Genomic DNA, 21,529 nt, shown 5'->3' with positions numbered 1-21,529 from the left:
CCGACTCGGGCTCCAAGTCCGCGGGGGCGCATGAAACCAGCCATCCTTTTGCTTTTGCTCGCGGCCATGCTGCCCTCCGCACCGGCGCGGGCCGGCGACTGGAAGCCGGTAGAAAAGGTCGAGACCTACGCCATCTCCGGCCACACCGCGCCCGAGCTCTATGCTTCGGTCGGTGAAAACGGCCCGCTCATTGGCGAGAGCAAGAAGCGCGTCATCGCGCATACCAATTTCAAGCTGACCTGGCAGCGCGACTACGACAAGGCCGGGGGCGGCGCCTGCGTGCTCAAATCGGCGCGGCCAAAGCTCATCATCACCTACACGCTGCCGAAGCCGACCGGTCCGCTGCCGGCGGGCTTGCAGAAGCGCTGGGACGGCTTCGCCGCAGGCCTTGCCGCGCATGAGAAGGTGCATGGCGGTCAGATCATCGACATGGTGCAAAAGATCGAAGCGCTCAGCGTCGGACTGACCGTCGCCGACGACCCCGGCTGCAAGAAGATCAGGACCGAGCTCACCCAGCGCCTGGCCGAACTCTCGCAGACGCAGCGCCAGGCCAGCCGCGACTTCGACCGCGTCGAATTCGGGCCGGGCGGCAATCTGCAGAGGCTGGTGCTGGCATTTGTGAATGGGGAATGAGCCCAGCTCGGGCAAGCACGTCCGAACATTTGCGATGATCGATCTCCACCCTGGCGAGAAAATTGGCAGATTCGTGTTTCGAGGAATGCGGCGCCATTCAAGCATTGGCTTATATAACCCCGGCGAGCTTACCAGTAGATCGATACACGCTGGAATAGCACAGCTATGCGTGGACTTCCGTCTAAGGCCTATCTACGTTCATTTACCCTGAGCGCTTAGGCAGATCTGGCTTCTCACCGCCGCTTTACACGCAGGGTTGGTAGCGCTACCGTTTGCCCAGTCGCGTGACCAAGGGGGGAGCCTTGGTAGCTGTCGCCGGCTGGTGTGGTGGATTGAGGTTCCCGCCGTTTTGACGGGATCCGCCTCAGCCCTATGTCAGAAAGAAAATGGAGTCTTGCGGACGTCGCAGGACCCAGCCGGGAGGATTTCGATGGCGTCTGTCGCGATTGCCGATGTCTACAAGTCATTCGGAAGCGTCGAGATCCTTCACGGCGTCAGCGTGGACATAGAGGACGGTGAATTCGTCACCCTGGTGGGGCCATCCGGCTGCGGAAAATCCACCCTTCTCAGGATGATCGCCGGCCTGGAAAAGATCTCGCGCGGCGAGATCGCGATCGGCGAGCGTGTCGTCAACAACGTCGCGCCAAAGGAGCGCGACGTCGCCATGGTGTTCCAGAACTACGCGCTCTACCCACATATGACGGTTGCCGAGAACATGGCGTTCTCGCTGATGCTAAAAGGTGTCTCCAAGGCAGAAAGCGAAGCCGGCGTGCGGCGCGCGGCCGAGATCCTTGGGCTGGTGCCCTTGCTGTCGCGCTATCCGCGCCAGCTTTCAGGCGGCCAGCGTCAGCGCGTCGCCATGGGCCGGGCGATCGTGCGCAATCCGGCCGTCTTCCTGTTCGACGAACCGCTCTCAAACCTCGACGCCAAGCTCCGGGTGCAGATGCGTGCCGAGATCAAGGAGCTGCACCAGCGGCTAAAGACCACGACGGTCTATGTCACACACGACCAGATCGAGGCGATGACCATGGCCGACAAGATCGTCGTCATGCATGACGGCCTCGTCGAGCAGATCGGGCCACCGCTGGAACTCTACGACCGGCCAAACAATCTCTTCGTCGCCTCCTTCATCGGCTCGCCCGCCATGAACCTGCTCAAGGGCGGGATTGCGACCGATGGCTCGCCATCCTTTCGCGGCGCAGGCGAGATTTCCGTGCCTTTGGCGGCGACGCCGTCGATCAGCAATGGCGAACCGGTGGTGCTGGGAATACGGCCCGAGCACCTGAGGCTGTCCGAGGCGGGGATTCCGGTCACTGTCGCGGTGGTCGAGCCGACCGGCTCGGAGGTGCAGCTCATCGGCCGGACAGAAGGCGGCGAGGAGATCGTCGCGAACTTCCGGGAGCGCCATTCCTTTACGCCAGGTGAAACCATCCGGCTCTCGGCCGAGCCCGGCCTCATCCATCTCTTTCACGGCGAAACCGGAAAGCGGTTCGAGATGGGCACCAGGCCGTAAGAACGACTGAGCGAGGAAACTGACAGGAGGAGACCACCATGAAATTCACCAGACGTGACGTGATCCGCACGACCGCCGGCGTGGCGGCGGGAGCCTTGGGAAGCCGGTTCGTCGGCTCTCCCGCCCTGGCCCAGGAAGGCCTGAAATACAAGCCGGAGGACGGCGCCAAGCTCAGGCTGCTGCGCTGGTCGCCCTTCGTGCAGGGCGATGAGGACCAGTGGCTGGCCAACACCAAGCGGTTCACCGAGGCGACGGGCGTCGAGGTTCGCGTCGACAAGGAAAGCTGGGAAGACATCCGTCCCAAGGCGGCGGTCGCCGCCAATGTCGGTTCCGGTCCCGACCTGATGTTCGTCTGGTTCGACGACCCGCATCAATACCCCGACAAGCTGCACGACGTGACCGAGCTGGGTGAGTATCTGGGCTCGAAATATGGCGGCTGGTATGACGGACCGAAGCAGTACGCGACCCGGGAAGGCAAATTCCTCGGTCTGCCGCTCGCCACCATCGGCAATGCCATCGTCTACCGCGAAAGCTGGGTGAAGGAGGCCGGATTCGCGGAATTTCCCAAGGACACGGCGGGCTTCCTCGAGCTTTGCAAGGCCCTACAGGCGAAGGGACATCCGGCCGGCTTCACGCACGGCCACGGCGTCGGCGACGGCAACAACTACGCGCACTGGCTGCTCTGGAGCCATGGTGGCCAGATGGTCGACGAGAGCGGCAAGGTCGCGATCAACAGCCCGGAGACGCTGAAGGCGATCGACTACGCGCAGCAGCTCTACAAGACCTTCATTCCGGGGACCGAGAGCTGGCTCGACGTCAACAACAATCGTGCCTTCCTGGCCGGCGAAGTGAGCGTCATCGCCAACGGCATTTCCGCCTACAACACTGCCAAGATCAACAAGGACAAGGATCCCAAACTGGACGAAATCGCCAAGGACATCCGCACGACCAACCTGCCGATCGGCCCGGTCGGAAAGTCGGTCGAGCTGTTCCAGGTGACCACGGCCGTCATCTTCGACTACACGCCCTACCCCAACGCAGCCAAAGCCTATCTGCAGTTCATGTTCGAGGATCCGCAGATGTCGGACTGGATCACCTCCTCCGCGGGCTACTGCTGCCAGACGCTGAAAGCCTTCGACAACAATCCCGTGTGGAAGGCCGATCCGAACAACGCCGCCTACGCGAAGGCCTCGGCGACGCTGCGTCCCAACGGCTATGCCGGGCCGCTCGGCTACGCCTCGGCCGCGACCATGGCAGACTACGTGCTGGTCGACATGTTCGCCAAGGCGGTGACCGGCCAGGCCACGCCGCAGGAGGCGATGGAAGAGGCGGAGAAGCGCGCCAACCGCTACTACCGGGTTTGATCATCGCCCGGCCGGGCAGCTGCGCTGCCCGGTGAGGGTGCGCAACCGCGCGGCGGCCGCCCTGGCCGCCACGCAATCATATCTGATGAGGAGCCACCGCATGGCCGTGCCGTCCGTTGCCGTTGAGCAGCGTTCTTCGATCCTGTCGCGCCTGAGTGAAAGCCGCAACGCGCTTGGCTTCGGCTTCATGTTGCCGGCGGCGGTGCTGCTGTTGGTGTTTCTGACCTATCCGCTCGGGCTGGGCGTCTGGCTCGGCTTCACCGATGCCCGTATCGGCCGCCCCGGCATCTTCATCGGCATCGAGAACTATCAATACCTTTGGAGCGACAGCGTCTTCTGGCTCTCCGTCTTCAACACCCTGCTCTACACGATCAGCGCTTCGATCCTGAAGTTCATGCTCGGCCTCTGGCTGGCGCTCATCCTCAACGAGAACCTTCCCTTCAAATCGTTCTTCCGCGCCGTGGTGCTGCTGCCCTGGGTGGTGCCGACGGTGCTGTCGGCGATCGCCTTCTGGTGGATCTACGATGCGCAGTTCTCGATCCTGTCCTGGGCGCTGCAGCAGATGGGCCTGATCGACCATCGCATCAATTTCCTCGGCGACCCGACTAACGCGCGCGCCTCGGTCATCGCGGCCAATGTCTGGCGCGGCATTCCTTTCGTCGCCATCACCCTGCTTGCCGGCCTGCAGACGATCCCCCAATCGCTTTACGAGGCCGCCACGCTCGACGGCGCCAGCCGCTGGCAATTGTTCCGCCATGTGACACTGCCGCTGCTGACGCCGATCATCGCCATCACCATGACCTTTTCAGTGCTGTTCACCTTCACCGATTTCCAGCTGATCTATGTGTTGACCCGCGGCGGACCGGTCAACGCCACCCACCTGATGGCGACGCTGTCCTTCCAGCGCGGCATTTCAGGTGGCCAGCTTGGCGAGGGCGCCGCTATCGCGGTCGCCATGATCCCCTTCCTGCTGGCGGCGATCCTGTTCAGCTATTTCGGCCTGCAACGCCGCAAGTGGCAGCAAGGCGGCGGAGACTGAAATGGCCGCGATCAAGAGACCGAAACGTCCGGAAACCGATGAAGGCGGCATGGGCTACCTGCAAAGCCTGCCGCGCCGCGTGGTGACGGTCTATCTGCCATTGCTGGTGTTCATCATCGTGCTGCTGTTTCCGTTCTACTGGATGACGATCACGGCGGTTAAGCCCAATGTCGAGATGACCGATTACGCCAACTTCAATCCGTTCTGGGTCGTGCATCCAACGTTGCAGCACATCCGCTATCTTCTCTTCGAGACGTCCTATCCCGGTTGGCTGCTCAACACGGTCATCATCTCCACCGCCGCCACGTTCCTGTCACTGCTGGCGGCGGTGCTGGCAGCCTATGCGATCGAACGGCTGAGGTTTTCGGGAGCGCGGCAGGTCGGTCTCGCCGTCTTCCTCGCCTATTTGGTGCCGCCCTCGATCCTGTTCATTCCGCTGTCGGTGATGGTGTTCAACCTCGGGCTCTACGACACGCCATTCGCGCTGATCCTCACCTACCCGACGTTCCTGATCCCGTTCTGCACCTGGCTGCTGATGGGCTATTTCCGCTCCATCCCCTTCGAGTTGGAGGAATGCGCGCTCATAGACGGAGCGACCCGGCTGCAGATCCTCACCAAGATCGTGCTGCCGCTGTCGGTGCCGGGCCTGATTTCCGCCGGCATATTCGCATTCACGCTCTCGTGGAACGAGTTCATCTACGCACTGACGTTCATCCAATCGTCGGAGAACAAGACCGTGCCGGTCGGGGTGCTGACCGAGCTTGTGCGTTCCGACGTCTACGAATGGGGGGCGTTGATGGCGGGAGCGCTGATCGGCTCGCTGCCGGTCGTGGTGCTCTACTCGTTCTTTGTCGAGCACTACGTTTCCTCGATGACCGGGGCGGTGAAGGAATGACGCCGACAGCGAGCGGCTTGCCGCCAAATGCACGGCGGCAAGCCGGCCGCATGGCCGCGGCCGACAGGCGTCAGATCGCCCGGATGATGCCGCCGTCGACGCGGATGTTCTGGCCGGTGATGTAGCCGGCGCCTTCGGAGGCGAGGAAGGCGATGGTGGCTGCGATCTCTTCGCTGGTGCCGTAGCGCTGCATCGGCACGCTGTCGCGCCGCTCCTCGGTGGCGGGCAGGCTGTCGATCCAGCCGGGCAGAACGTTGTTCATGCGCACATTGTCGGCGGCATAGGTGTTGGCGAAGATCTTGGTGTAGGCGGCAAGACCCGCCCGGAACACCGCCGAGGTCGGGAACATCGGGCTCGGCTCGACCACCCACGCCGTCGAGATGTTGATGATGGCACCGGCCTTCTGCCTGACCATGTGGGGCGCCACGATGCGCACAGGCCGGATGACGTTCATCAGGTAGACGTCGAGGCCGGTGTGCCACTGCTCGTCGGTGATCTCGAGGATGGGAGCGCGCGGTCCGTGGCCGCCGCTGTTGACCAAAACGTCGATGCGGCCGAAGCGCTCGAGCGTCAGGTCGGCGAGACGCTGCAGATCCTCGTTCGACTGGTTGGATCCGGTGACGCCGAGCCCACCGAGTTCGGTGGCCAGCGCCTCGCCCTTGCCGGACGACGACAGGATCGCAACCTTGAAGCCGTCGGCTGCCAGGCGCTTTGCCGCCGCCGCGCCCATGCCGCTGCCGCCAGCAACGACGACTGCCACTTTTTCTACACTCATCGCATCTTCCTTTCCGGATTGGTTTTCGGCCCGTACCACCATTGATCACAACGTGTTATATTCGACTTTCGCCGCTGGTTCGAACCAGAAAGCCTGAAAACGGACTGTAGAAAAACTACTCGATGCCCGAAGCCTTCCTGCGCTTGCCGCCGCTCAATGCGCTGCGCGCCTTCGAGGCGTCGGCGCGGCATCTCAACTTCCGCCTCGCGGCGCATGAGCTCAACGTAACGCAGGGCGCGGTGGCGCAGCACATCCGAGGGCTGGAGGCCAGCCTCGGCGCGAAACTGTTCGAGCGGCTGCCGCGCGGCCTAGCGCTGACCGACGAGGGCCGCACCTATGTGCCCAACATCCGCCGCGCCTTCGAACTGATCTCGGAGGCGACGGTGCTGCTGCGGCCGGAACCGGCGCGGCTGACGATCAGCGTGACGCCGAGCTTCGCCACCAAATGGCTGATCCCGAAGCTGCCGGAATTCGTCGCGCACAACCCGCTGGTCGACCTGCGCATCCTCGCCACCGAAAGCCTGTCGAGCTTCCAGGCCGACGGCGTCGACATCGCGGTGCGGCAGGGTCGTCCTCCCTTCGGCCCCGGCCTCGTCGTCGACCTCCTGTTCCCGCAGCAAATCATCGCCGTCTGCAGCCCTGCCCTTTTGCCGCCCGGCGCCGGCGAAATCGCCGCGGCGGACATCCAGCAGCATGTCCTGCTGCATGACGGGCACAATCTGTGGCCGGAATTCATGGAAAAGGCGCTCGGCCTGAAGATGGCGAAGGAGGTCAAGCGCATGCGCTTCAACCAAACGGCGCTGGCGATCGACGCGGCGATCGCCGGCCAGGGCATCGCGCTTGCCAGCCGCTTCCTGGTCGCCGCCGACCTTGCCGCCGGACGGCTGGTGCAGCCGGTCCAGGGAGACATGCGCGGCACCCAGGATTTCCACGTCGTCATGCCGCGCAGGCAGCGGCATCCCGAACCGACGCAAACCGTCCGGCAATGGCTGCTGGATGCGAGCGACGCGGGCTGAAGCTCCGTGCCCTAAAAGCTGATCTCCACCGCCGCCGCACTCCGCTTCGCCTCGCCATGGAACACCGCCTCGATGTTGTTGCCGTCGGGGTCGAGCAGGAAGGCGGCGTAGTAGCCGGGGTGGTAGGGGCGCTCGCCGGGCGCGCCGTTGTCCTCGCCGCCGGCCGCAAGTCCCGCCTTGTACCAGGCGTCGACCATGGCGCGGTCCTTGGCCTGGAAGGCGAGATGATGGCGGCCGGTGAGCACGCCCTGGGCGGCGCGGCTGTCAACGCTGGAGACGAATAGTTCATCGGCCCAGAAGTAATCCTCGGCCTCGCCGCCGACCGGGATGCCCAGCACGTCGAACACCGCGCCGTAGAAGCGCCGGCTGGCCTTCAGGTCGCGCACCACAAGCTGGATGTGGTCGATGAGCCGGCCGCGATAGAGTTCCATGGAGAGCCTCCTGTTTTGACTGGTCAATCATCTAGAAGGGACCAACCTCCGGTCAATGTCGGGTATTGCATGCTACTGACACTAGAGAAGACGGTGGGGCGGAGGAGGTGTGAAGCAACGCAACTTTTCAGGAGGCAGCAAAAATCACCCGTGCCAAAATCTGATTAAAAAATGCAACCGGATTGTCGGATTCAAGACGTCGTCAACGTCCTTCGGACGCAAGCGGCGTGACGAAGCTCGAAAGAGGCGCGCGCCGTGTCGACAAACTCTAGCTTCCGGCATGGGAGAAGAACATGAAGCTTTCCTATCGTTGGGTCATCGTCGCGGCTGGCGCGATGATGACTTGCGTCGCCATCGGCGCGATGTTTTCGCTGGCGATCTTTCTCGAGCCGATGTCGCTCGACACCGGCTGGTCGCGCGCCGGCATATCGAGCGCGATGACGCTGAATTTTCTGGTGATGGGTCTCGGCGGCTTCGCCTGGGGCGCCATCTACGATCGCGTCGGCGCCCGTCCCGTCGTCTTCGCCGGCGCCCTGCTTCTGGGCCTGGCGCTTGTGCTGGCCAGCCGCACCGGCTCGCTCACCGTCTTCCAGCTCACCTATGGCGTCTTGGTCGGGCTCGCGGCAAGCGCCTTCTTCGCGCCGATGATCGCGCTCACCACCGCCTGGTTCGACACCAACCGCAGCCTGGCCGTGTCGCTGGTATCGGCCGGCATGGGCGTGGCGCCGATGACCATCTCGCCCTTCGCGCGCTGGCTGATCACCGCCTATGACTGGCGTGCGGCCATGTTCGACATCGGCGTCATGGCCTGGGTGCTGCTGCTGCCCGTCGCCTTTCTGGTGCGACAGCCGCCGGCGGCGGTCGCGGCAACCGATGGCGCGCCGGCACCCGCCACAGACGATCCCGGCATGAGCGTCGGCCAGGCGCTGCGTTCGCCGCAATTTTTGGTGCTCGGCATGACCTTCTTCGCCTGCTGCGCGGCGCATTCCGGCCCGATCTTCCACATGGTGAGCTATGCCATGGCCTGCGGCGTGGCGCCGATGGCAGCCGTCTCGATCTACAGCGTCGAGGGCCTCGCCGGCCTCGGCGGGCGCCTGCTCTACGGCGTGCTCGGCGACCGGCTCGGCGTCAAGCCGGTGCTGATCACCGGGCTCCTCATCCAGGCCGCGGTGATCTCGGCCTATCTCGCGGTCAGCCGGCTCGAACAGTTCTATGTGCTGGCCGTCATCTTCGGCGCCACCTATGGCGGCGTCATGCCTCTCTACGCGGTGCTGGCGCGCGAATATTTCGGGCCGCGCATCATCGGCACCGTGTTCGGTGCCGCCACCATGCTGTCCAGCCTCGGCATGGCGTTCGGGCCTCTGGCCGGCGGCATGATCTATGACGCCTATGCCAGCTATTCCTGGCTGTTCATCGGCTCGGCGCTGGTCGGGCTGGGCGCCGCAGGCATCGCGATTGCCTTCCCGCCGCAGCCGAGCCGGCAACGGCTGCAGATGGCGTAGGCAGCGAAAGACAGTCGGCGGTTCCATTCTTCACGGAACCGCCGACCGGTGGCGCGAAATCCATTTGCCGGACGCTTGCGAGTGTGAAAGGCTCCGCAAGAGACGCCGCATCCGATGAATGTCGGCAAGATCCCATGGTCCGGGAGACATTGCAGTGACCGCAAGCTTGGAAGCCGAAGACGCCAGGAGTTGGTCCACCCTGCTGGTCGCGGCGGAAAAAGGCGACGCTGAGGCCGTGCGCGCGGAGCTTTCCGCCGGTGCGGACATCAACCAGAGCGACGAAGGCGGCTGGTCGGCGCTGCACCTTGCCGCCCACAATGCCCGCCTCGCGGTGCTCGAAGCCTTGATCGCGCAGCCGGAAATCGACGTCAATTCCCGGAACAAGTGGAAGAGCACGCCGCTCAGCCTGGCCGCAGCCAAGGGTCACTACGACTGCATCCTGGCGCTGGCGGGACATCCTCGGATCGATATCAATGCCCGCGCCGACTACTATGGCAGGACGGCGCTGATCGAGGCGGCAAGGAACGGGCATCTCGATGTCGTCAAGCTGCTCGTCGAGCATGGCGCGGACGTCAATCTGGCCGACAAGACGGGGCGAAACAGCGCGCTCATCGAGGCCATCAAGGGACGGCACTACGAGGTCGCGGAGTATCTGCTGGCGACCAGGCAGGTGAACTTCCTCAACAAGGAGATGCGGCTCAACGCATTGATCTGGGCCGGCAGCACCCGCAACGCCCGGCTCATCGAGACATTGGACGCCGCGATCCACACCTTCTTCGAGGGCAAGTGAGCGCAGGACCGACCGCGATCCACATGTCCTGACGCAAGACGAACCCGCCGCGCACTGTTCGGTGGCAGGCGTCAGGCCGGCGGCACGCCCTCGGTCGCGATGATGCGCGTATTGGCGCAGCGGAAGCGGATCTGCTTCAGCCGCTCGTACTCAGGCGAGTCGTACCAGGCGGTCAGCGCCGCCATGTCGGGGAATTCGATGATGACCAGACGGTGCGGCTCCCAGTCGCCCTCCAGCACCCGGGTCAAGCCGCCGCGCGCCAGGTACCGCCCGCTATGACGCGCTTCCGTCGCCGGAACCTCGCGCCGGTATTCATCGAACATGGCGGCGTCGGTGACGTCGACATCGGCAATGAGATAGGCAGCCATTCCAGTCCCTCCTTCTCAAATCGTCTTCCACATCATCAGGATCGGCACCGGCGCGCCGCCGCGATCGTCGAGGATCCTCTCGCCCGGCTGGTAGCCGCAGGCCCGGTAGAGCGGCTCTCCAGCCATTGTCGCGCCGAGCTCGACACGGCGAAAGCCCTCTGCCCTCGCCGCATTTTCGCAGAGCGAAAGGATGAGGCGGCCGACGCCGCGCCGCACGAAATCGGGATGCGTGTACATCGCCCTGACGCGCGCCGCGTCGGTGGCGGGATCGAGCAATGCCGCGCTGCGCCCCGGCGTCCTGTCGCCGCCATAAAGGGTGGCGCGCCGGCTCCAGCCACCGCAGCCCGCCAGTGCTCCTCCGCAGGTGACGACAAAATAGGTTCCGTCGTCGATAAGCTGCGTGTCCAGGCCCATGATGGCGCGGCTGGATTCGATCTGGGCATCATTCAGGAAGGGTTTTTGCAGCTCGCCGATCGCCAGCGCCATCAGCGCCGAAATCGCCGCGATGTCGTCGCGCGTCGCAGTCCGGTACTGCAGCTCCTGGTCAGCCATCTGCCGAATGCCACGTGCCGTTCGGGGCGGAAGCCAAGCCTTCAAGCACCCGACGCCACCATCCTTTCAACCACCCAGCGGTGCTTGCCGATCCGGCGAGCGCGCTGAAAGCCCTGCTTTTCGAACATCGCGAGCGTGCCATTGTGCAGGAAGGCGCCGGCGACCTTCCGGCCTTGCGCGTCCTCGGGATAGCTTTCCACCGTGCCGCCGCCGAGGCGGGCGATTTCGCCGAGCGCACCTGCCAGCGCGGCGGCGGCCACGCCTTCGCCACGACGCGCCTTGTCAATGAAGAAGCAGGTGATGCGCCAGTCCGGAAGGTTTGTCAGCCCTTCTTCATAGGCGCGCCGGTGCTTGATGCGCGGCAGTTCATCGGTCGGCCCGAATTGGCACCAGCCGACGCAGGCCGCGCCGTCGAAGACAAGCGCGGCATGCGTGCTGCCGTCCCGGACCCTTGCCTGCTTGGCGGCGCGGTTGCCGCCGGCGCCGTTGCCCTTGGCATGGAAGGCCATGCACCAGCAGCCGCCCCAAACGCCATTGTGGCGCTCGACCAGCGCGGCGAAATCCGGCCAGGTTGTTTCGTCGAGGGGTTTTACGCTGAAGCTCATCGTGGTTCCTCAAAGCCAGCGATAGCCGTTTTGAGGGTTCGCGCCTCAGTTCCGGAACAGGCGGCAAATCCCGACATCATCAGCGTCGTCCCTTCGAATGGGTAAAGCGAATGAAGGCGTCGACAATCGGGACGCGGGCTGGGCCTGTCAACCGCTGATGGAGCGCCCCGCCTCCCTCCCCTCGTCGTCGCGGCGCAGCCGCGCGTCGGAGATCAGCATCACCGGGCACGGGCAGCGCTGCAGCACGCCGCTCGTCGTCTCGCCGAAGATGAGCTCGTCGCCCGGCCGCCGCGCTACGCCCATGACGATCAACGCCACCCTCCTGCCAGCCTGGCGGGCAATGGCATCGGCGGCGGCGGCCCTGCTGCGGATGGCGGTCTCGATCTCGACGCCATAGCGGTCGGCAAGCTCGACAATGTCCTTAAGCACAGCCTCCCTACGGCGATGCGAGACGGTGTCACGCGGTTCGTCGCGGCCGACCCGCGCAACATAGAGCATCTTGACCGGCGCCCCGGTGACAGCGGCAATGGCAAGCGCGAGCTCGGCGCCACGGCGGGCGACCGAAGTGCCATTGACCGGCACCAGGATCTTGCCTGATCCCGGGCCGAGCCTCGGCATCTGCCGGCCGGCGCCGGCGGGCTTCAGCACCAGACAAAGCGGGCCGTCGAAGGCGCCGGCGATGTCGTTCAAGCGATGCGAGAAGCTGCCCTTTGAAGTCACCGCGCGGCCGAGCCCGATGAGCAGCACGCCGTAGCCTTTGCGGGCTTCCTTCGCCACCGCCTCGGCCGACAGCGGCGCTTCGTGCCGGCGGCGGGTGACGGGCGCCTCGCGGGCCGGCTCCTGGTCGGCCTGGAGTGCCGCCTCGCGGCCTTCCTCGGCGCCCCGCTCGATCTCGTCCAGATGCGCCGCCTCGTCGGGCTCGGCTTCGCTTTCGCCGCTGGCATGCAGCACCGTCATCGGCTTGCCGGCCCCGACCACGCCGGCAAGGTAGGCGGCGAAGCGGCCGACCACGCCCTCGTCGACGACCACAAGCAGCCGCTCCAGATTGGCGATGAAGCCGCGCTGGTCGACCTCCTCGCGCTCCAACCGCTTCTTCTCCGCCTCGCCGATCGACAGGCGCCCCAGCGCCCAGCGTAGCGTCGGCGGCATCGCCAAAGTGGTGATGACGGCCATGGTCACGATCATAGTGAAGAGGTTGTGCGAGAGCACGCCTATCGACAGGCCGATCGAGGCGACGATGACTTCGGTCGAGCCGCGCGCGTTCATGCCGCAGCCGACGGCGATGCCCTCGGCACGGCTCATGCCGGCGAGTTCCGCGCCGATGAAGGCGCCGGCGAACTTGCCGATGCTGGCAATAGCGACCAGCGCCACTGTAAGCATTGCCAGCTGCGGATCGACGAGCACGGTAAGATCCGTCGACAGACCGGCGACGCCGAAGAACACCGGCATGAATAGCGCCGTGATGACGCCGCGCAACTGGCCCTCGATGTGGCGCGACAGGATCGGCGACTCGCCGACCAGTATGCCGGCGACAAAGGCGCCGAGCACGGTGTGGACACCGATCAGGTCGGTGATCAGCGCCATGGCGCCCATGATGGCGAGGATGATGGTGACGACGGCATATTCGCTGTGGAAATTGTCATTGGTCCAGCGGATGGCGTCGAAGACGATGCGGCGGCCGAGCGTGAACGAAAACGCCATGAAGGCGGCGACGCCTAATATCGTGAAGGCAAGGCTGCTCACCTCGACGCGGCCATGGGTAGCGATGCCGATGGTAATCGCGATGATCACCCAACCGATCGTGTCCTCGATGATTGCCGACGACACGATGGTCTGGCCGAGGTCGCGGCGCATGAAGTTCATCTCGCGCACCACCATGGCGACGATCTTAACCGAGGAGATCGACAGCGCGGTGCCGAGGAACAGGCCTGCGACGATGCGCTCGCCGCCTGGGGCGAGCAGCGTCGCAGGCATGAACTGCGCCGCAGCGAAGCCGATCACGAAGGGGACCGCCACGCCGGCTGCGGAGATGGAGAAGCAGGCGCGGCCGACCCTGCGCACCAGCTTGAGGTCGGTTTCCATGCCGGTGAGCAAAAGCAGCATCAGCACGCCGAGCTGGGCCACGGCATTGATCATGCTTTTCTGGCTGGCATCGCCGGAAAAGACCACCCGTTCCGCCTCCGGCCACAGCCAGCCGAGCAGCGAGGGGCCGAGCAGGATGCCGGCGATGAGCTGGCCCATCACGGCAGGCTGGCCGAAGCGTTCGAGCAGTTCGCCGAGACCGCGTCCGACGAGAAGCAAAAGGATGATCTCGAGAACGAAGACGCCCTCGCTCGACATGCCGGTCTTCTCGGCGCCCCAAGCCATGGCCGGCGTCACGAACAGCGTCATTGCCGCCATCGCGACCGACCGGTGCCTGTTTGGCAGGAAGGACAAGATTCGCACCCCTCGATTATTGCGAACGACAACGGTTTGGCGCGCCTATCGGTTGCACCGCCGCGTGGCGCGGAAACGCCTCGGCGGCAACGCGGACAATTCGATTCAAATGCGGCTGTGGATGTTTGCTTTCGGGTAAAGCGACTCGAGCATGTTCGCGGCACGGCGGGCAATAAGGAGAAGCTAATGAAAAGCGACTTTGCCGCCGCTCGTCTGCACCTCGAGCGGGCCGGCCACTATCTGCGCGGCGATGACGAAGCCAGCCACACGACGCTTGCGGCGCTCGATCTCATGATAGAAGCAATCACGGTGGCCCAGTACAGCCGCCATTCGGCCGATGTGGTGGAATTTCCGGGACCGGCCGCGAGGAAAATCTCCTACCAGGGCTGAAGCCGGGTTTCCGACATCCACGCGCGGGAACGTTTCAGTGTGCCGCGCGTTGTTGTCATCGGGGTGATGGCCGGCCATTTCCGCCGGCCATTGCATTTGGATGGCAAGGGGATGTCCAAGATCGAGACCGTCAAGCCCGTCGAGGCGGCGGCAGCGCCGCGGGCCTCTGATGCGTTCGCGCTGAAACTCACCTCCTCCGAACTGGCGACGACGATGTCGCATTTCCACCGCGCCGAGATCGCGCGCATGGCCGGCTGGCGCGACAGGCTCGACCGCACCAGCAACTGGGCGATCACCGTCGCCGCCGCGATGCTCTCGGTATCGCTGTCGACGCCGAGCTCGCATCACGGCGTGCTGCTGTTCGCGATGCTGCTGATCACGCTGCTGCTCTGGATCGAGGCGCGGCGCTACCGCTTCTTCGACGTCTACCGTGCCCGGGTGCGCCAGTTCGAGCGCTACTATTTCGCGCAGATCTTCTCGCCGCAGCCCGACTTCGCCTCCAACTGGCTGGCGATCGTCGGCGAAGGCCTGCGCTCGCCCCGCTTCCTGATCTCGCAGCGCGCGGCGCTGGTGCGCCGGCTGCGCCGCAACTACATCTTCATGTACACGATCCTGATGCTCGCCTGGGTGCTGAAGATCACGACACCCAGCCTGCAGCGCGAAGGCTCGCCGATCGGCTTCGGCGCCTCGTTTCTCGACGCGATGCGCGTGGCCGCGCTCGGGCCGGTGCCCGGCATCGTTGTCGCGTCCATCGTGGGACTGTTCTATGTCGGCCTGCTCGCCGCCGCCTTCCTCGTCAGTAGCGACGAGGGCGAGCTCTCACACGGCACCGTGCATGTCTGAGCGGACGAAGGCTGCAACCTGATCCTAATTCCAGCTGCTGCTTTCGAAGAAAGCAGGCGCCGCCGATGCCTCGCCGGGACAACCTCCGGGCCCGGCCGCCGTTAGCACGTTGATAAGCAATTGGTAATAAAAGCTCATGGATGAGAGACTTGCCTCAATCCGCGAGCACAATGGCGCCATCGCCGGCAGGGCCCTGCCGTGCGCATTAGGAGCCTGATCATCCTCAGCATGGTCGGCGCCGCGGCGCTGATCGGAGCGGTCGGCGGCGTCGCGGTCTTCACGCAGATGGCGGCAACCAAATATCTGGGGCTGACCGAGGCCACCAACGTCGCGCGCGAGCTCGCCGACACGATCGTCTTCAAGCCGTCCGACGGGACGCCTTCGCTGCTCGAGCGGCCCGAGGCGCTCAACCAGTTCCTGGAGCTGCAACACGGGCGCTCGCAGCGGGATTTCGTCGTCGTCGACCGCAACAAGGTCATCGTCGCCCACGCCGCCGACGAGGAGCACAAGGCCGGCGACAAATTCGAGCACGACCCCGGCAACGAGGTCGGCCAGACGCTGGAAGACGGCATCCCGCGCAAGTTCGTCGATCCGGAGGAAGTGAACGCCATACTGGCCGTTCCGATCGAACAGGGCGGGAAGACGATCGTCGGCGCCGTGCTGCTGGAATACGATGCGGTGCTGAACGCGGCCGAGCAGCGCACCAACAGCATGCTGTGGCTGATTGGCCTCAGCGCGGTTGCCGCCATGCTGGTGGCGGCTCTCTTCGCCTGGGTGCTGCTCAGCCGTTTCGGCTCCGGCCTCAGGGATATGATGGGCGGCATGCAGGCGCTGGCGCAGGGCAATCAAATGATGCGCATCAGCCATGGCCGCAAGGATGAGTTCGGGCAGCTGGCCGACGGCTTCAACACCATGGCGGACCAGCTCGCATCGGCGCGGGCGCACATCGAGGACATCGTCGAGACGGTGGCCGAAGGTATCGCGGTGCTCGACGCCCATGGCCGCATCGCCAGCGCCAATCCCGCGGCGGCAACGATGGTCGGCCGGCGCGCCGACAAGATCGTCGGCCTGCAATGGGACGCGGCGCTGAAACTCCACGACGCAAGAGGCGGCGACTTCGCCGGCGGGACGTCTCCCGTCGAGATGGCTTTGGCCACCGGACGCCAGCACCAGGGCGAAGTGCGCCTGACCAGATCGGATGGATCGCAAGTGCCCGTCATCGCCAGCTGCAGCCCGCTGAGCCGGTCCGAGGGCGGGCTGGTGCTGACGCTGAACGATATCAGCGAGCTGCGCCGCGCCGAAGGCGTCGTCAACGAGCGCGCCGACCAGCTCGCGGTCCTCAATCGCGAGCTGCACGAGAAGTCGGAAACCACGACCCGGCTGGTCAAGCTCGGCGAGCTGCTGCAGGCCTGCGTGACCTTCCCCGAAGCCTTCTCGGTGGTCGGAACGGCGATGACCGAGTTCCTCGGCGGCCTGAGCGGCAGCGTGCATCTGACCAGCGCCTCGCGCAACCTGGTGGAAGAGATGGCGCACTGGGGCGACGTACGCTCCAGCGTCAACCAGTTCGCGCCGGAGGACTGCTGGGCGCTGCGCCGCGGCCAGGAACATGTCGCCGGTCCGGGCATGCTGACGCCGCGCTGCGCTCATATCACGGAGAACGGCAAGAAGGGCTATGTCTGCATGCCGCTGGCGGCGCAGGGCGAGACGCTGGGCATCCTGCATTTGTGCGAGCCGAACGCGGCCGAGAAACCGCAATGGCTTGCCGAGCGGCAGCAGATCCTGCGCGGCGTCGTCGACACGCTGGCGCTGGCGCTGGCCAATCTGCGGCTGCGCGAGACGCTCAGGCAGCAATCGATCCGCGATCCGAACACCGGCCTGTTCAACCGCCGCTATCTCGAGGAAACCAGCAGCCGCGAACTCAGGCGCATGGAGCGCTCGGCCCAGCCGCTGGCGATCATCATGCTCGACGTCGATCACTTCAAGCAGTTCAACGACACGTTCGGCCACGAAGCCGGCGACCTCGTGCTGAAGCAGGTCGCGGCAACCCTGATCGAGCATGCCCGCGACAGCGATGTCGTGTCGCGCTATGGCGGCGAGGAATTCGCGCTGGTCATGCCGGGGGCATCGCTCGAAGAGGGCGCCGCGCGCGCGGAAACGCTGCGCCAGGCGATCAAGCAGCTGCATCTGGCGCATCGCGGCCGCACGCTGGGCACCGTCACCGCCTCATTCGGCGTCGCCGCCTATCCCGAGCATGGCGCCGGCTGGGCCGAGCTCACCAACGCCGCCGACCACGCCCAATACGACGCCAAGGCGGAAGGCCGTGACCGCGTCGTCATCGCCAGGAACAATACGCCCGGCGAGCGCCCGGCGATCCAGCTTGTGCCGCCGGCGAAGGCGGGCGCCGAGGCCAAGGGCTGATATGTTTTCACCGTCGGCCATCCGCGATCCTCAATTTGCCGCACCAAGCACGAACCAGCGCTGATCCGATTGGATGAAATGCGCGTACTGCGCATTCGAAAACTGTGAATTGACAAGCGAGCCGCTTCCTCGCCTGCTAACTGGGCAAACTAGGGAGGCGTAGATATGGCCTATTCATATCGGTGCAAGGACTACCCTGGAATGGAAGCCTGTCCGGGATCGTTCACGGCTGAGACCGAAACTGAACTGTGGAAACACATCGAGCTTCACGCCGCCATCGCTCATCAGGAGAACCCCGAGCAGTGGTCGCCGGAAGACCGGCAACAGGTGAAAAAGATCATTCAGGCCAGCTAACCCTTGGCGGTATCGCGCATCGCGACGGCGACAATCGCGCCCGAGAAAAACGTCAGTGCGGCGATCGACGTGATCGCCCATGAGAGCCCGAAGCGATCGGCGATGAGGCCCGCGGAGAGCGCGCCGATCGCGTAGCCGAGGTCGCGCCAGAACCGATAGACGCTAAGCGAGCGGGCGCGCCAGCTTGGATGCGAGGCGTCTGAAACCGCAGCGATCAGGCTTGGATAGACCATCGCCGTTCCAAGGCCGAGAAGAAGGCTGCCGACGAGCCACCACTCGAACCGGCTGGTGGCCGCGGTGAGAAACAGGCCGCCGGCCTGAACCCACATTCCGGCCACGATCAGGCCTTTGCGACCCCAGCGATCGCTCAAGGGGCCGGTGACGACCTGCAGGATTCCCCAGGTCGCGGGATAGATCGCCTTCAGGATGCCGATGCGCTCGACGCCAAGCCCGAAGGAGGCGAAGAACAACGGGAAAATACCCCAGCTCATGCCGTCATTGAGGTTGTTGACGAGACCCGCTTGCGATGCCGCGAACAGATTGCGATCCCTGAACGAGGTCAGCGCAAACACCTCCCGGAAGCTGATCGGCGCCGTCTGCTGTTTGTGGGCGGACGCCTCCAGCCTGAGGTGGTCGCGCGTGTCACGAACGAGCAGGATCGACAGCACGGCGCCGATCACGGCGTAGCCCATGCCGAGATAGATCGGCGCGGGACGCAGACCATACCGCGAGGCGAGATAGCCGGTGAGGAACGCCGTCACGCCGACGGCGAGGTAGCCGGCAAATTCGTTGAGGCCGACGGCGAGGCCGCGCGATTTCGGGCCAACGAGATCGACCTTCATGATGACCGTCATCGACCAGGCGAGCCCCTGGTTGATGCCGAGCAGGGCATTGGCCGCAATCACCCATCCCCAGCTCGGCGCCCAGATGATCATGAACGGGACCGGCAGGCCGACAAGCCAGCCGAGGACGAGAACGCGCTTGCGGTCCCAGGCGTCCGCGAGTTGGCCCGAGACCAGATTGGCAAGCGCCTTGACCACGCCGAAGCTGACGATGAAGGAGACGACGAGTGTCGTCGAGGTGATGCCGAACTCTTCCGACCCGATGAGCGGCACGACCGTTCGCTCGACCCCGACCATGCCGCCGACAAAGGCATTCACCAGCATGAGCAGCGCAAACTGCCGCCAGTTTTCCTTGAGCCCAAGCCTGACAGTGGAGCCTGGCGAAACTGATGCCCCCTCGTTCATTGCTCAGGCCGAGGCGGCGGCGAGACCCGCGTTGGCGGCACGGTTGCGCGCCGCCTCCGGCGGCGGGGGCGGTATGTCCGCGATCATCGTGGCGACGAAAGCGTCCTCGTCATCAATGCGGAACGCCTTGTTGAAGCGCTTCTCGAAGCCAATCGTCGATGTCGGCTTGCCGCTGAGCGAGCGCCCGCAGACCGAGCCGGAGTAGGCGCCAGGCAGCACTTCGACGTGATCCGGCAGTTGCTTGAGGCGGCGCACGCTCGAAAACAGCGTCCGCGCGCCGTCCTCGGCACTGGTTGCAAGTTCGGTTCGTCCGAGATCGCCAACCATGAGAGTGTGGCCCGTCAGCACGAACCATGGCTCGGCCGCGCGTGTCCTGTCCGTGACCAGGAGCGAGATGTGCTCCGGCGTGTGCCCGGGCGTGTGCATGACGGTCATGGTCACGTTGCCGAGCTCGACTACCTCGCCGTCCTTGGCGCGTCGAAATGGGAAACCGGCTTCCGCGCCCTCGAACAGCATGTATTCCGCGCCGGAGGCTGCGGCGAGCGTCCGCCCGGCGGAAATGTGGTCGGCGTGGATGTGCGTATCGACCACATAGAGAATGCGCATGCCGGTCGCCTCGGCAACTCGAAGATAGGGCGCGATATCGCCTACCGGATCGACGACGGCGGCTGCCGACTTGCCTCCGCATCCGAACAGGTAGGATGCAGCGACGGGATCGGAATGGAGGAACTGACGGAGAATCATGACTCTTGCACTCCCTGCCTCGCCCGAGATAACATTCAATTATTCTGCTGAATGTTCCATCGAGAAGAAGGCATGTCAAGCATCGGACCAAAACAGGTGGTTTTCGCCAGCCTTGCCGAACTGGCTCAAGCTCTCGGGCATGCGCACCGGCTGGAGTTGCTGGAGCACCTCGCCCAGGGTGAAAGGAATGTCGAGGGGCTTGCGGCACGGGCGGGCCTCAGCTTTGCCAACGCCTCGCGCCACCTTCAGATCCTCCGGCGCGCGCACCTTGTCGAGGCGCGGCGGCACGGCAAGCATGTGCTTTACCGTCTTGCCGGAGATACCCAGGTGGTTGAGTTGATGAAGGCCTTGGGGCGCGTGGGCGAGCGGAACGTCGCCGATGTCAATCGCGTCATGGCCGACTACTTCCACGCACGCGACGCGCTGGAGGCTGTGTCGCGCGAAGACCTTGTCTCAAGACTGCATGACGGTCTTGTCACGGTTCTCGACGTCCGGTCGGAGGACGAATTTGCGCTTGGACATCTTCCGGGGGCGCTCAACATTCCGCTCGCTGACCTTGAACGCCGGCTGGCGGAGCTTCCCGCCAACCGGGAGGTCATCGCCTATTGCCGCGGTCCTTATTGCGTTCTGTCCTTCGAGGCTGTCGCGTCATTGCGGGCGCGAGGGTATGTCGTTCATCGGCTCGAGGACGGCTACCCCGAATGGAAGGCTGCGGGCCTTCCGGTTGAGGCGGCGGCCTAAAGTGGCCTCGCACCCTTGGGCCTTGCCCGGGACGGCTACGCCTGGGTGGGCGTGCAATACCTGGCCTTCAGCCATGTGTTCGACGGTCCGCTGCTGTAGCGGCTGTCGGCGCGCTTCGAGATGATGCCTTCGAGCCCCATCTTCTCGGTGGCGCGGATGATGCCCAGCGCACTGCCCTCGAAATGCTCGCTGTATTGGATCCTGCCGAGGCCGGGCTCGACCAGTTGCCACAGCGCCTGCTTGCGCTGCAGCAGGGGCAAGGAGGCCAGATCGCGACCGTCAAGATGGAGGATGTCGAACGCGACGAAGACCAGCCGGCTCGGCTCGTGCCAGATCGCGGTTTCCAGCGCGGGGCGGTCGGGAGAGCCCTGCTCGCCCGGCACAATGACCTCGCCGTCGAGAATGGCGGACCGGCACGGCAGCTCGACTTCCAGCGCGATGGGCCAGTATTTCGTGGTCCAGTCACGGCCGTTCTTGCTGTAGAGGCGCACCCCGCCGTTATCGATGATGATCTGCGTCCGGTAGCCGTCAAGATGGACTTCGTGAACCCATCCCTCATCTTCGGGCGGCTGCTCGACCCGAGTCGGGATCTGCGGCGGGATGAACTCCAGCCGGCCGCTGTTGACCTTGGCTCGCTTACTCAATGACGCCACCTTTGACCACGCGGCGGCGGCTTGTCGGCACAGGCGGCCCGACATCCCCCCAACCTGGATGCCTGCCGCCTGTGCCGAGCCCCCGCCGAGTCATTGCAATCATCTACGCACGGGGCCGATTTGTCGTTAGCCCCGCATCCAAATACTTATCCTGGGGTACATATCTCGCTCAGTGCGGCGCTCTCTGACGCCAAATGTTATCCGGGATTGTCGCGAGCCA

The 21,529-nt window shown here is 64.8% G+C and carries 23 protein-coding genes; 14 read left to right on the top strand and 9 right to left on the bottom strand.

Annotated elements, in window-relative coordinates; translation table 11 throughout:
- Positions 1 to 30 precede the first annotated feature (30 nt).
- The 5 genes from PU724_RS20215 (at position 31) to PU724_RS20195 (ending at position 5,444) form a co-directional block, all read left to right on the top strand.
- Complete coding sequence (locus PU724_RS20215; RefSeq protein ID WP_354423561.1) at positions 31 to 633, top strand: DUF922 domain-containing Zn-dependent protease; 603 nt, start codon at positions 31 to 33, stop codon at positions 631 to 633.
- 430 nt (positions 634 to 1,063) lie between these two features.
- Entirely contained in the window at positions 1,064 to 2,146 is a 1,083-nt protein-coding gene (locus PU724_RS20210; protein WP_127285799.1) for an ABC transporter ATP-binding protein, read from the top strand.
- Between the two features lie 38 nt (positions 2,147 to 2,184).
- Positions 2,185 to 3,510: an ABC transporter substrate-binding protein gene (locus tag PU724_RS20205; protein WP_127285798.1), complete on the top strand. Its 1,326-nt coding sequence runs from the start codon at positions 2,185 to 2,187 to the stop codon at positions 3,508 to 3,510.
- A gap of 187 nt (positions 3,511 to 3,697) precedes the next feature.
- Positions 3,698 to 4,549, top strand: a complete 852-nt coding sequence (locus PU724_RS20200) for a carbohydrate ABC transporter permease (protein WP_407045985.1) — start codon at positions 3,698 to 3,700, stop codon at positions 4,547 to 4,549.
- Between the two features lies 1 nt (position 4,550).
- Positions 4,551 to 5,444 carry a carbohydrate ABC transporter permease gene (locus PU724_RS20195; RefSeq protein WP_127285796.1) on the top strand — a complete coding sequence of 298 codons (894 nt, stop codon included), beginning with the start codon at positions 4,551 to 4,553 and terminating at the stop codon, positions 5,442 to 5,444.
- A gap of 70 nt (positions 5,445 to 5,514) precedes the next feature.
- On the opposite strand, the gene PU724_RS20190 is transcribed toward PU724_RS20195, so the two are convergent.
- Positions 5,515 to 6,219 (bottom strand): SDR family oxidoreductase, encoded by a 705-nt coding sequence (locus tag PU724_RS20190; protein ID WP_354423564.1) that lies wholly within the window; start codon positions 6,217 to 6,219, stop codon positions 5,515 to 5,517.
- 122 nt (positions 6,220 to 6,341) lie between these two features.
- Here PU724_RS20190 and gcvA point away from each other — a divergent pair, with 122 nt between their 5' ends.
- Positions 6,342 to 7,235 (top strand): transcriptional regulator GcvA, encoded by an 894-nt coding sequence (gene gcvA / locus PU724_RS20185; protein ID WP_354423566.1) that lies wholly within the window; start codon positions 6,342 to 6,344, stop codon positions 7,233 to 7,235.
- 11 nt (positions 7,236 to 7,246) lie between these two features.
- Here the strand turns inward: gcvA and PU724_RS20180 are convergent, their stop codons facing one another.
- Entirely contained in the window at positions 7,247 to 7,666 is a 420-nt protein-coding gene (locus PU724_RS20180; protein WP_354423568.1) for a VOC family protein, read from the bottom strand.
- Positions 7,667 to 7,959: 293 nt separating this feature from the next.
- On the opposite strand from PU724_RS20180, the gene PU724_RS20175 reads away from it, so the two are divergent.
- Both PU724_RS20175 and PU724_RS20170 read left to right on the top strand, forming a co-directional pair.
- Positions 7,960 to 9,168 (top strand): MFS transporter, encoded by a 1,209-nt coding sequence (locus tag PU724_RS20175; RefSeq protein ID WP_354423570.1) that lies wholly within the window; start codon positions 7,960 to 7,962, stop codon positions 9,166 to 9,168.
- Positions 9,169 to 9,322: 154 nt separating this feature from the next.
- A complete protein-coding gene (locus tag PU724_RS20170; RefSeq protein WP_127286121.1) occupies positions 9,323 to 9,958 on the top strand; it encodes an ankyrin repeat domain-containing protein in 636 nt (211 codons plus the stop codon).
- 71 nt (positions 9,959 to 10,029) lie between these two features.
- On the opposite strand, the gene PU724_RS20165 is transcribed toward PU724_RS20170, so the two are convergent.
- The 4 genes from PU724_RS20165 to PU724_RS20150 form a co-directional block, all read right to left on the bottom strand.
- Entirely contained in the window at positions 10,030 to 10,326 is a 297-nt protein-coding gene (locus tag PU724_RS20165; protein WP_354423572.1) for a DUF1330 domain-containing protein, read from the bottom strand.
- 15 nt (positions 10,327 to 10,341) lie between these two features.
- The gene (locus PU724_RS20160) at positions 10,342 to 10,878 is read right to left on the bottom strand and encodes a GNAT family N-acetyltransferase (protein ID WP_354423574.1); all 537 of its coding nucleotides are present in this window, start codon (positions 10,876 to 10,878) and stop codon (positions 10,342 to 10,344) included.
- A 41-nt stretch (positions 10,879 to 10,919) separates the two neighbouring features.
- Positions 10,920 to 11,483 carry a hypothetical protein gene (locus tag PU724_RS20155; RefSeq protein ID WP_354423575.1) on the bottom strand — a complete coding sequence of 188 codons (564 nt, stop codon included), beginning with the start codon at positions 11,481 to 11,483 and terminating at the stop codon, positions 10,920 to 10,922.
- 147 nt (positions 11,484 to 11,630) lie between these two features.
- Positions 11,631 to 13,874: a cation:proton antiporter domain-containing protein gene (locus PU724_RS20150; RefSeq protein WP_354423577.1), complete on the bottom strand. Its 2,244-nt coding sequence runs from the start codon at positions 13,872 to 13,874 to the stop codon at positions 11,631 to 11,633.
- Between PU724_RS20150 and PU724_RS20145 the strand changes: the two genes are divergently transcribed.
- The 5 genes from PU724_RS20145 to PU724_RS20125 all read left to right on the top strand — a co-directional run bounded on the left by PU724_RS20145 (position 13,849) and on the right by PU724_RS20125 (position 17,924).
- On the top strand, positions 13,849 to 14,058 hold the full coding sequence (locus PU724_RS20145) for a hypothetical protein (RefSeq protein ID WP_354423579.1): 210 nt from the start codon (positions 13,849 to 13,851) through the stop codon (positions 14,056 to 14,058). The genes PU724_RS20150 and PU724_RS20145 overlap by 26 nt on opposite strands.
- A 47-nt stretch (positions 14,059 to 14,105) precedes the next feature.
- The gene (locus PU724_RS20140; RefSeq protein WP_127394105.1) at positions 14,106 to 14,309 is read left to right on the top strand and encodes a hypothetical protein; all 204 of its coding nucleotides are present in this window, start codon (positions 14,106 to 14,108) and stop codon (positions 14,307 to 14,309) included.
- A 111-nt stretch (positions 14,310 to 14,420) separates the two neighbouring features.
- On the top strand, positions 14,421 to 15,152 hold the full coding sequence (locus PU724_RS20135; RefSeq protein WP_127286116.1) for a DUF2270 domain-containing protein: 732 nt from the start codon (positions 14,421 to 14,423) through the stop codon (positions 15,150 to 15,152).
- 198 nt (positions 15,153 to 15,350) lie between these two features.
- A complete protein-coding gene (locus tag PU724_RS20130; RefSeq protein WP_354423582.1) occupies positions 15,351 to 17,570 on the top strand; it encodes a sensor domain-containing diguanylate cyclase in 2,220 nt (739 codons plus the stop codon).
- 165 nt (positions 17,571 to 17,735) lie between these two features.
- The gene (locus PU724_RS20125; protein ID WP_127284475.1) at positions 17,736 to 17,924 is read left to right on the top strand and encodes a DUF1059 domain-containing protein; all 189 of its coding nucleotides are present in this window, start codon (positions 17,736 to 17,738) and stop codon (positions 17,922 to 17,924) included.
- On the opposite strand, the gene PU724_RS20120 is transcribed toward PU724_RS20125, so the two are convergent.
- Positions 17,921 to 19,171 (bottom strand): MFS transporter, encoded by a 1,251-nt coding sequence (locus tag PU724_RS20120; RefSeq protein WP_127391381.1) that lies wholly within the window; start codon positions 19,169 to 19,171, stop codon positions 17,921 to 17,923. The two genes, PU724_RS20125 and PU724_RS20120, sit on opposite strands and share 4 nt — an antisense overlap.
- A 3-nt stretch (positions 19,172 to 19,174) precedes the next feature.
- Complete coding sequence (locus tag PU724_RS20115; RefSeq protein ID WP_127391382.1) at positions 19,175 to 19,915, bottom strand: MBL fold metallo-hydrolase; 741 nt, start codon at positions 19,913 to 19,915, stop codon at positions 19,175 to 19,177.
- 72 nt (positions 19,916 to 19,987) lie between these two features.
- Here PU724_RS20115 and PU724_RS20110 point away from each other — a divergent pair, with 72 nt between their 5' ends.
- Positions 19,988 to 20,656, top strand: coding sequence for an ArsR/SmtB family transcription factor (locus PU724_RS20110; RefSeq protein ID WP_127391392.1), 669 nt, complete (start codon positions 19,988 to 19,990; stop codon positions 20,654 to 20,656).
- Between the two features lie 35 nt (positions 20,657 to 20,691).
- Here PU724_RS20110 and PU724_RS20105 read toward each other — a convergent pair whose 3' ends face one another.
- Positions 20,692 to 21,354 (bottom strand): ATP-dependent DNA ligase, encoded by a 663-nt coding sequence (locus PU724_RS20105; protein ID WP_354423585.1) that lies wholly within the window; start codon positions 21,352 to 21,354, stop codon positions 20,692 to 20,694.
- Between the last annotated feature and the right edge of the window lie 175 nt (positions 21,355 to 21,529).

It is taken from the genome of Mesorhizobium abyssinicae (assembly GCF_049887195.1).
Classification (GTDB): Bacteria; Pseudomonadota; Alphaproteobacteria; order Rhizobiales; family Rhizobiaceae; genus Mesorhizobium; species Mesorhizobium abyssinicae.
Note: the sequence above shows the minus strand (reverse complement) of the source record. Positions and strands in the feature narration are given on the sequence as shown.